At 56.2% G+C, this 9,166-nt stretch carries 7 protein-coding genes; all 7 read right to left on the reverse strand.

What is annotated here, in order from left to right:
* Nucleotides 1–107: 107 nt before the first annotated feature.
* Nucleotides 108–1,994, reverse strand: coding sequence for a type VI secretion system baseplate subunit TssF (tssF, locus tag DWV00_RS33360; RefSeq protein WP_115537884.1), 1,887 nt, complete (start codon nucleotides 1,992–1,994; stop codon nucleotides 108–110).
* Nucleotides 1,958–3,796, reverse strand: coding sequence for a type VI secretion system baseplate subunit TssF (gene tssF, locus DWV00_RS33365; RefSeq protein ID WP_115537885.1), 1,839 nt, complete (start codon nucleotides 3,794–3,796; stop codon nucleotides 1,958–1,960). Before tssF (DWV00_RS33365) ends, tssF (DWV00_RS33360) begins: the two co-directional genes overlap by 37 nt.
* A 60-nt stretch (nucleotides 3,797–3,856) precedes the next feature.
* Nucleotides 3,857–4,339 carry a type VI secretion system baseplate subunit TssE gene (gene tssE / locus DWV00_RS33370; protein ID WP_115537886.1) on the reverse strand — a complete coding sequence of 161 codons (483 nt, stop codon included), beginning with the start codon at nucleotides 4,337–4,339 and terminating at the stop codon, nucleotides 3,857–3,859.
* A gap of 142 nt (nucleotides 4,340–4,481) precedes the next feature.
* Nucleotides 4,482–4,769 (reverse strand): PAAR domain-containing protein, encoded by a 288-nt coding sequence (locus DWV00_RS33375; protein WP_115537887.1) that lies wholly within the window; start codon nucleotides 4,767–4,769, stop codon nucleotides 4,482–4,484.
* 883 nt (nucleotides 4,770–5,652) lie between these two features.
* A complete protein-coding gene (locus DWV00_RS33380; RefSeq protein WP_115537888.1) occupies nucleotides 5,653–6,288 on the reverse strand; it encodes a hypothetical protein in 636 nt (211 codons plus the stop codon).
* On the reverse strand, nucleotides 6,288–8,606 hold the full coding sequence (locus DWV00_RS34835) for a flagellar hook-length control protein FliK (RefSeq protein ID WP_245965146.1): 2,319 nt from the start codon (nucleotides 8,604–8,606) through the stop codon (nucleotides 6,288–6,290). Before DWV00_RS34835 ends, DWV00_RS33380 begins: the two co-directional genes overlap by 1 nt.
* 30 nt (nucleotides 8,607–8,636) lie before the next feature.
* On the reverse strand, nucleotides 8,637–9,166 hold a 530-nt coding region (locus DWV00_RS33390; RefSeq protein ID WP_147298042.1), incomplete at its 5' end, for a DUF2345 domain-containing protein.

Consider the following 9,166-nt stretch of genomic DNA (forward strand, 5'->3'; position numbering starts at 1 on the left):
CACAGAATCCTCTTTCCGGCAAAACAAGCTTAAGCACTATTAGTATTCATCACCGAAAATGAGTAAAAATTCCCAACTCATTTTAATATCGTGCAACTATTACCACCTCACAGAAGCGCAGCAGTGCCCCTCATTGGCTCCCCCCGCCAGTGAACTGCGCCGCCAATGGACACGACAACCAATTGGACAAAACTATTGGCTGCCGCATAGGGCGCGAAGAAGCGTTCCATCAAGCCTGCGAATACGGCAACACTGTTCGCGACGAACAGTTGCTCGTCAATTTCCAAGGTAACCTCGATTCCGCGCACCATCGCCGGTTGCGGTGCTCTCGCGACGAGGGTCATTACCGACCGGTGACGAAGACCTGTGATCCCGTCGATGTGACGAGCCTGCGGCGGCGACAGCACGGCGAACTGCTGGAGCATCTGCTTGAGAACAGGCAAGCCCGCCTGATTCAACCGGATGGCGTGCGCGGTCTGCTGACCAATGAGCCGCCAAAGCGCACCGTTCGTGCGAGAAAGGTGAACGACGGCCGTCGGCGCGTGGAGCAGCGCGATCTTCCTAGTCGCGCGCGCCTTGCCTTCCATCCGCATGTCTCCTTCCAAGGCGCCGACAGGCAACGAACGAGGCAGGTCACCATTGGAACAAGTCACGTCGGCTCGCAGCATGTCAATGCCGCGCCCTGCCCCAAGTGCGCCGTCGGCGCCGACAAGGCTAAGCTCAGCAACTCGCCCCATCCCCGACGACGAGGAGCCCCTGCGTTGTCCAAATGTCCACCTGGGGCGCGCGTTGCTCGCGTGACTGGCCATTAGCGCGGCGGATGAAAGCAGCGGTGCCCCTTGCTCGGTGGAAACGTGATCGACCGACCAAACCTCGGTGAGCGCGTCGTTCTTGGCCTGCGCCTGAATCGGCCACGCATCGCTCTCCAGATCGTACTTGAGCGACACACCCGCTTTTCCGAACAAGTTCACCACCGGCGTGCAAAACAGCTTCAAGTGATCCGCAGAAAGATGGGCCAACTGCTGGGCGGTTCGCGAATTCGCAGACAAACCACTCACGATCAACTGCAGCGTGAGTTGTTCACCCGGGGCCGCCGCACATATCGAGGCAAAATCGAGATCGACGAAGTGGAAGCGTTGCGCGAACGCGAAGTATTCGCCTAGCAGCCCGAACTGTTGCCCCGCCTCCTTCGCGTCTGTGAACAGCCAATCCTGCGATCCGAAACCCACAGCTGAAACGGGACGAATCGGAAGACGAGTCCAGCGTCCCTCGCTGTCTTCGACATACGCAGTCACCGTGCGTAGCAGCATGGTGTCGATCAGTGCGGCGACCACTTGCGGTTGCCCCGCGAGATGGACGCGCAGCTTGGCAGGTGTAGCAATATCGAGCCGACTGCCGGTTTTGGCGGAGCGAAAGGTAACCGATAGCGTGCCGCTAGCGTCAGGCGGCAGCGTCACGCTAGTCGGCGCAGTCGGCGTGAACGCATACTGTGCGCGCGCGATTCGCACCGGCGCAAGCACGACGTCGTACGCGGTTCGAAAAGAACACCGCTCGATGTTCGTCTGCAACTGCGTCCCGCGGGAAATCCGGACCGACTCGGTCAAACTGTCGAACATGCCTTCGATGTCGAACTGGGCGACCGAGCACGATGGGAACGGTCGCAGGTACTGCGGGTACGACCGTTGTATCAACGCCTCCGTCAATTCTGGATAATCATCGTCGATCTTCACGCTGTGGCGCGCGTGGAGCAGCGCCGTCGACTGCGCGAGACGCTCGATGCCCGCATCATCCGAGCGCCCATCGCTGTTGATCGACAGACGTGCGGCCGCTGCGGGGTTCCGCTTTGCGAATGCACGCATATCCCGGCGTAGCAGTTCGAGTTCCCGCTCGTAGAAGTGCCGCAGCAGGTCATCGTCGCGGTCGTCGTAGTTTGCATTCATCGACAAAGGCCCCTCCATTACCCGAGAATCAAATCGCTGCTGCGCGGCTTGCATCGCACGATCTCTTCGCCCGTATGTTTCGAGATGACAGTCAATTGCACGAAGCTGTTCAGATGGACGTAGTAACCGAGAAACGTATTGATCGCACCCACGAACGTCGCGATGCTCGCTCCGACGAAATGGGTCTCGTCGATGGTCAGGCGCACTTCGGTACCTTGCACGGCCGTCATAAACGGGTTGCCCGGCAATTCGAGCACGGCGTCGCGCGATTCGGCTTTGACGATTCCCTCGATATGCCGGGACGATACAGCGGAGCGCCGCAGGTCGTACAACACCAGCACGGCCTTGAGCGCTTCGACATGCATATCCGTAAGCGAGAGGTGATCGAGCGCGAGGTGCGTAGCGAGCCGCAAAGGCAATTCGTCGCTTCGCTTGAAGCGAAGTGTCTGCGTTGGCCGGCGCAGCATCGCAATGCCGAGCGCCGGGTCGTCATCGGATCTGTCCGGTACGAAAAGATCGCTGCCCTCGAGCCCAATCGCGAGTCTCGACGGCAGGTCCCGGTTCGTGCATGTCAGGCGGAGACTCAACGTATCGGTCTGCGAGGCCATCGGGTCAAAATCGACGTCGATGACCGAAATCTCCGTTTCGTAGCCCGGACTCTTGGAAGCCACCGTTTCGTCACGGCGAGCAACCCAGTAATGCCCGGCCCGTTGGTCGTCACCGTAGCGCTGCGAGAAAAATGGCTCGAACTCGATGATCTCGTTACGCTCCTGCGTTTGACGCACGAGGTTCACTGAATCGATCGAGTAAACGTCGTAGGCAGACGCATGGCGTGCGTCCGCCACAACCGGATACGCAACCTCTCGATGTGTCACCCGAACCGGTTCGCTGCGCCGTCGAAACAGGTTCACAACAGGCGTACAAAAGAGCCTGAAGTGAGCAACCGACAACGTGGATAGCAGCCGAGATGCATGCGGGTTGCCGTGCCCCTCCTTGAGGACCACATGAAGCGTCACGCGTCGGCATGCTCCCCCAGTGTCGAGCATCGCCCCAAGATCGACGTCGGCGAAATCGAATTTCTCTTGAAATCCGAAATACTCGGACAACGGCTGGTACGCCGGGTGCGATCGCATCGGATAGTCGAGCAGCGCATCACTCTCGCCGAAACCCGCCTGCGAGACCGGCATTGTCCGCAGCAGCTTCCAACGGGCGTTTCCCTCGACCTCCACATAGCTTGCCAGCGCATGAATGAACAGACCGTCGGCGAGCGCGGCAATGAACGAGGACTCGCCATTCAAGTGCATGCGAACGGAACGTAAAGCGAGTTGGCGCAGATCCAGGTGTGGTGCCGTCGACGCAAACGTAATCGACACGATGCCCGCCGCGTTTACCGGTAGCACGACCGGTGCTGCCGCCGCCGACATATATCGCGCTTCGCTGATCGCGAGCGGCACAATCGCCACTTCGTAAGCGGTTTTGAATCGGCATTCGACACCGTTGATCGATCGGCTGACCAATTCCGTGCCGCGTGGCAGCGTATGCGAGCACGACTCGCCGCCCGTGTACTCAACGGAAAACTGTGCGATCGAGCACGCCGGGAACGGTCGCAGATAGTGAGGCTGCAAAACGTCGAGTAACGCCTCCACACATTGCGGGTAATCGTCCTCGAGCTTCTTGGCGATTCGCGCATCGAGCAGTGCGATCGCCTGGATCATCTGCTCGATTTGCGGGTCGTCGCTGTGCTCGCCCACCGGCAACAGCCGCCCCGCTATCTTTGGATAGCGCCGCGCGAAGTCCCCGGAACAAAGGCGCAAATACGATAGTTCGCGCTCGTAGTACGGTAGTAACTCTTCCATCTATCTCTCAGGTTTCGTGTGTTATCCGGTCAGCGCCGCTACCGCGTGCGGGACCTTCCCTCATAGCCTTTTCGCCCGTGCCCGCGTGACCGAATATTGCAGCGTGCACGGTTGCAGCATTGCGTCGAAATTGACCGGCTCCTCGGCCGGATGCACCACCAGCAGCGCCTGGATGGCGAAGCACAGTACATTCGTCGACTGTGCGGTCAGCTCCAGTTTCACCGTCACTTGCTTCAGCCTCGGCTCGTGTCGTTCGATTGCCCGTTGTATCGAATTGCAGATCGCCATCCGGTCGTCGTGGCTTGCGAGACTGAGCCCGGCGAAATCGTTCAGTCCGTAGGTCAGTATCGACCGCTGGCACTCGGTCAGCCCAGCAAGGCGTTCGTCGGTGAAGGTGATTCGGGCGTTCAGGAGCGACTCGATCTGGCGTGCCACCGTACCCTTGAGTTCGTCCAGAGACAACTGGCGCACGACGGCAGGCGCCGGCTGATGCGTGCCGTCGCCGAACAATTTATCGAGCAGGCCGGGTTCGAAGCGATTCATCGATGGATGGAAATTTTACTCAAGGACAAGCAGTCGCTCACTCAGTTTCCGGACGATCGGCTCAGGTCCTTTCAATTCGATCGTCACCATCTATCTATCATGCAAACCGTACGTTGTGATCCGCTGCATCGAAAATCAGACGTCATGACTCGACCGACATCGATTGCTGCGAAGCAACGAGTTTCGGCGTCGGACTGCACTTGCAGATGCAAAGATCGTCGCTCAGTGCCGCATGTCGGCCGTCGGGTGCCGTCATCACTTGGCGCGGTCCATCGCACTTGATTTTGCCGGTCGTGTTGCATGCTGGGCATTGCACATCGTCGGCCTCGTGTGCGACGTCGCGGCCTTGGAATCGGATCGTGGTTGGCTTGGCGACGACCGTGCCGTTCGCCGTGGTCTTGTCGCCGTTGAGGATCAGATAACGTTTCATGTCTTCGCGTTTGAAAAGATTGGCAACTGTTGCGTTGGGTCCGGTTGGCGCTGAACCACATCGAGGATTCAGTCGAAATATTCGATGGATAGATGGACTGTCACAGGTGATGGATACAAGGATCCAAGCACCGCTCTAACGCCCCGATCTCAGAATTTTCACTCCAATTGTTTTCTCAAAATCGCTGGCACTGAGATCGGCTTCATCATCAAATGTCGTATTGTCAATCGCATCATCAATACGCTAAAAACCGTGCTCCCGAACAAATTTCAGATCAATTCTTCCGGTCATCACGAGAGTGTTTTTCCTTCACTCCGAACCTGCCTCCACAGAACCTTGAGTCGCACGCGATTCGAGCTTTCCTGAATGATCATAGGTTTCGCGGTCACCCTCAAAACTGGAGGATAGGTATATAGGTGATAATTCTCTTCATCCCCGCTCTCCGTCCTAAAATCCGGTTTCAATCTAGCCGAATTCGTATAAGCACACAATTTATCGAATTTACTCAAAAATTCACTTGAAAGCACATCACCAAACGTAGTTCGGCAAGCACTCTCCCGAGCCTTCCTATTGTTGAATTTCTTATCCACATAGGTATGAGTATCCGAATCTAGATTAATAAAAGCACAGACGATTTCGTGATACGGCATTTGGTAAACTTTTTCATCAATGCATCGATATCCCGAGCATCCCTCACCGAAACTTGCGAAGCCTGCGGATAAACAACTCCCGAATAGACGGCGCAAGCAACGGAATTCAAGGAATTCAAGGAATTCAAGGAATTCAAAATCTTCATCCCATTTATTCCCTGACGAATTCTCGGCCTCACACCATTCGAACAAGGAGCGTCCGGCGAAAACGAGAGGCACATAGATTCGCCCCGTCAGTCTATCAAACGTGATACACCGACCGAGTTATAAAACTCGTCGACACTATCATCATCAAATGCAGAAGAAGGATTGGTAATAGCGTTATCAACCCGCCACGAACCATGCTCCCGCACCAAGATCAGATCGGTTCTCCCATTCATTATCTGCGTATTCTTTCCATCCGTATCGATCTGCCTCCAAAGAATTTTGACACGCGCCTGATTCGAACTGATCTTAAGAATAATTGGCTTACCTTTTATTTTTAGAATAGGCGCATTTTCAATCAAATGATCATCCTCCGAATCCTGGTCTGCAGTCCGGAAATCAGGCTTCAATCCAGCCCAATTTGTATCAACGCACTGCTTTTCGAATTTTTTAAAAAGAGCGTCAGTAAAAATATCTCCAAAAGTTGATTGGTAAATTTTCTCTCTAATCCTTTTATCATTGACCTTCTTATCAATATACACTCGAGTCTCTGGATTTAGATCACTAAACGCACACACAATATTACGATACGGGATTTTATAAATTTTTTCAGCAAACGCATCTATACTCTGAACATCCGCCGCAGAAGGAGTCAGATTTTGCGAAAAGGTGACGGAAGAATAAATAACACCAGCCACCAAGAGTATGCAATTCAGACTCTTCATTACATATATTCCTTGAGAAATTTATTGAAATCGGCCTTCAGCTGATCCATAGTGTACCCCCTGGACTGTTTCGAACCGGGAAGGCAAGCCCATTGGGACCTCAGTAACCTCACCGCGTTATCTAGATCGCCGAGCCGCACGTAACCAAGCGCGGTCTGGCTCGATTGATCGCTGCTCTTTTCCCATTGGGTTTCCATGATCCAAACGGCGTAGCGGTCCTGAGTCGCAGGCGAAAAATCGTTGGGCATTCCATTGTCCTTCCAGCCGCTCGTCCACGTGCCCTTAGTGATTTGGTACGCCCCAGCAGGTGAGTGATCTACATCCTTATTCGCAAAGGGATGCGTTGAGAGATCCTTAGCGCAATCCTCGAGCTTGACCGCACCATATACCGCGCTATAGGTGGTTTTATCGCCGTAACGATCAAACAGCGTGGAAGTTTCTCTTGACCGAATCACCTTCAGGAATGCCTGAACTCTCGCCGTCACCGACGAGTCTGAGTAACCAGGCTTCCTGTAAACACCAGTGACTTCGTAGTACGATTTATGCCCATGAAAAAATAGATGATTTCGACGAAAATCGCTAATGTAGTGATGGTAAGTCCTAATATCGATGTGGCCTGCCGGTTTTTTGTTATCGACTGTCGGATTTTCATCTCCATGCAGCTTATAAACGATCACGTCACCCGGCAGCGCCCAGCGCGCGTCAGGCATTTCACCCGTTACGTTCTTGAAGCCCGCTTCCTCGAGAAATGGCCCTGCCACCTTGGCATAGTTGCCCGCCAGTGCACTTTTGACATACTTGGCACGCCACAGCGCCACCTTCACGTACAAGTAGCAATAGTGTTTCGCGTCCCCGACGGCCTTGTTCCCACTGTACTTGAACGTTCCTTTGCTGAGCTCGGCGAGATTGGCGGCAGTACTCGTCGAAGGCAATAGGTGAGCCGTCTGCTCTTCGGCGACTTGCATAAGCGCAATGTAGGGCCCGTCACCTCCCGCTGCGGTCGCACTCGGCGGGGCCGTTGCTGCCGCGCTCGGCTTGGTTGCTGCTGCGGGCTTTGCGCTAGCCGCGGGTGTAGCTCTGTGATCTGCAGCCATCACGGGATTGGTTTTTACGCCGAAAAGATTCTCGACGTAGTGCCACGTCGCCATGACCTTCTGATCGAGCCAATCGGTCGAATCCTGGGTTGGCTTGGCCTGCGGATGGCTAAGCTGGTCTCGTTTAGTCTGTACCGCCTTCGTTTGCGGCGCCTTCCCGGTCCCGCCCTTTAGCGCCTTGCTCGCCGCGGCCGGCTTCGATGGCTTAGGCGCAGGTGCTGCGGACGAAGGGTGCGGCGCCGGAGGCGTTTGTGCCGGCTTGGGCGGAGTCGACGGTGCGGGCGTAGCATTTGCGCTCGGATTGCCTTGCTGCGCGCCCGTACTGGCACTCGCCGTATTTGCGCTGCTTCCAGCACTCGATCCTCCGTTATTCGCGTCCCCACCGGGCGTCGAGGCATCCGTCGTAGCCTTATCGCTGCCAACTGGGTCGGGCTCGCTGTAGACGTCTTGCTGACTCCCACCATGCAGCTCGGTCTGGCCTTCTAGCAGCGCGCTCGGACTCATCAATGTCACGTACCCGCTCGTCGAGGGGACAGTGAAGGCAGCAATCTGTTTAAAGGTGCCATCGTCCCGCTTGATGAAGACGGTGCAATCCGACTCAGGCTTCAAGTTTTGCAGTGTTTGAGCGTTGCCGCTACCGTCAGTTGTGCCCGATACGTCATTCCCATCGATGACAAAGCGGTACTGCGCACCTGCGATCGGTTCGCCGTCCAAACCGCAAAAGCGGCAATCCAGTGAGGGTTGTGTCGACGAAGCGTCGTCGGGCTGCGTATGGCTCGCCTCCTGTCCCGTGCTCGATTGAGCGTCGGCTGTTTGGGTATTGGAAGGCGACGTATCAGCAGGCGCCTGAGTCGTTCCAGATTGGACGTCCGCCGTCGTCTGTGTCGTCTGGGGTGTTGATCCAGCCGGCGTGGTTTGGGTGGCCTGGGGTGTCCCTGATCCGACATCCGACGCCGTCTGTGCCGTCTGGGGCGCTCCCGATCCGGCATCCTGCGTTGCCTGCGTTGCCTGCGTTGCCTGCGTTGCCATGGCATCGCTATTGGCACTGCCGGTCGTCAGCGGAGCGGAGGTCATCTGGTCCGGGAGATTAGCGGCCTGTGCCTGAGGTGCAACAATCTGTGCAGTACCGCCGTTCGCTGCCGCGCCGTTTTGGGCATCACCGACGCTCCCATTCGGAGCCGACGTCACGCCTTGATCTTGAAGCTCTACCGAATCGTTCCCCATGCCTACCCTCTCGATTGTTGCTGTCGGCGATTAAGCGCTGTGCTTCGAATCAACGAATACACGCCATGGATCATCACCGATATAGACTTTCAATTTCGACTGCGTCGCGGTGAAAACACGGTCGGTAAAGCCGTTTTCGTCGAGCGTGCCCGCCCCCACGACCTTCCCGCTCTCATCCCTAACCGTGTAGGGCACCTGGCTGTACGGAAGGTTGAACTGACGGCCAAGCAATGGCTTCGCATCGAAACGCTGACTGAACATCTGAGGCGTTGCCGCCACGGGAAGCGTGGGCATCGGATAAGGCTGCTGCGCAGGTCCCGCGAACGAATGCTGCGCCCCCTTGATATCAATATTGCTCGGCGCATGAATCTCGATGTTGCCGCCTTTGATTCGGATGTAAGCACCGCCGGCAGTCAGCAAGATCCCCTGCTCGGCAGCAATCTCGATGCTGTCGGTCGTCGACAAGATCTTCACCTTTTTTTGCGCGGTCAGCTCGATGTTGTCCGACTGCGCCTGAATCTCCACCTTCCCCTTCGCCGCAAACAGCTTCATCCCCGCGT

This window comes from Trinickia dinghuensis, from assembly GCF_003367175.1.
GTDB lineage: Bacteria > Pseudomonadota > Gammaproteobacteria > Burkholderiales > Burkholderiaceae > Trinickia > Trinickia dinghuensis.